The sequence below is a fragment of the bacterium genome, assembly GCA_009926305.1.
Taxonomy (GTDB): domain Bacteria; phylum Bdellovibrionota_C; class UBA2361; order UBA2361; family RFPC01; genus RFPC01.
Genome location: RFPC01000255.1, coordinates 1 through 1,140 on the forward strand (window position 1 = coordinate 1; position 1,140 = coordinate 1,140).

2 protein-coding genes are annotated in these 1,140 nt (G+C 49.1%); both read left to right on the top strand.

The window, feature by feature from the left end; translation table 11 throughout:
• Positions 1-592 (top strand): hypothetical protein (locus EBR25_14305; GenBank protein NBW42142.1); only part of this gene is annotated, 592 nt, incomplete at its 5' end.
• Between the two features lie 269 nt (positions 593-861).
• Positions 862-1,140 (top strand): hypothetical protein (locus tag EBR25_14310; protein NBW42143.1); only part of this gene is annotated, 279 nt, incomplete at its 3' end.

Here is a 1,140-nt window from a genome sequence, read left to right on the forward strand (position 1 = left end):
TCGATTTCTTGCGGAGATTTTGGGGTGGTCGGGTGTCTTTGTGGAGGCTGATGGCGACGATTTTGCTGCCCTTGAGCGGCGCTATTGCGAAACGCCACGAATTCAAACCTTGAAGTCGTACGTCACTCCGGAAAACATTGTTGGGTTGCTCAATCAAACAGGGGTGGAGAGTGAATTTGATCTACTCTCAATAGACGTTGATGGGCAGGATTTTCATTTATGGCACGCCTTAGCCTCATCATTTCGACCGAAAATTGTGGTAGTGGAAATCAACTCTGCACTCAGGCACGGAGTGAGGGTGGTTGAGCGTGTCGGCATAGATGGCAGTTTTCCTTTGACCGAAACATGGGGAGCTTCGATAGCAGCTATGTCAGGCTTGGCAGAACAGAAGGGCTATGTGCCGATACATGTCGAGCAAGCTGGAGCGAACCTTTTTTGCGTGAGGGAAGATTTGCTCCGTGGATTACCGTTGAAATTAATTGGGGTCCTGGACCGCTCGGCAAATTTTGGTCTGAGAGGAAAGAACCATAGCCGAAGAGTGCTGTTCGAGGGGACATCGGCAGAGAACCGGGAGCAGACTTTCCTCACTTGATGATTGGGCTATTCTTACATTTGAGGGGTCTTGTGTTGCGGGAGTCAGAGTTGTACTTAAAGGGCAAATCGGTTTCCTCTCAACTTTGCAAGACTTCTCTGGAGTGTTTTGGGTGGGGATTACTCCCTTTACCCTCTGACTCGTTAGGACAGACGGTTGTGGATTACCGCGCTTTACAGCCGTTGTTTTGATGTTATCTCGCTTACGCCCACTGCCGTCAATGTCACGCGACGCAGATATTTGCGCGCTCTTTAGCTAGAGTGTTGAAGATGAGACAGAGAACTAAAGAACATTTTCAAAGAATCAAGAGAGCCGCTCAGGCGTTCAATTCTTCCCCGAAGGAATTCCTGAAATTGATAGACTCCCTGCCACCTCGGCTTCGAGCTCTGCAGTATGCGTCTTCATTTCGTGAGCAGGGGGCGCCAAAGATTGAAACGGTGGCCTCTCCCGCAAATCCTTTGAGAGACTATTTTGAGAACCATACTGAGGGTCACGGAATATGGAAGTGGCGTCATTATTTCGATCCTTATCAGCGCCACTTTTCAAAG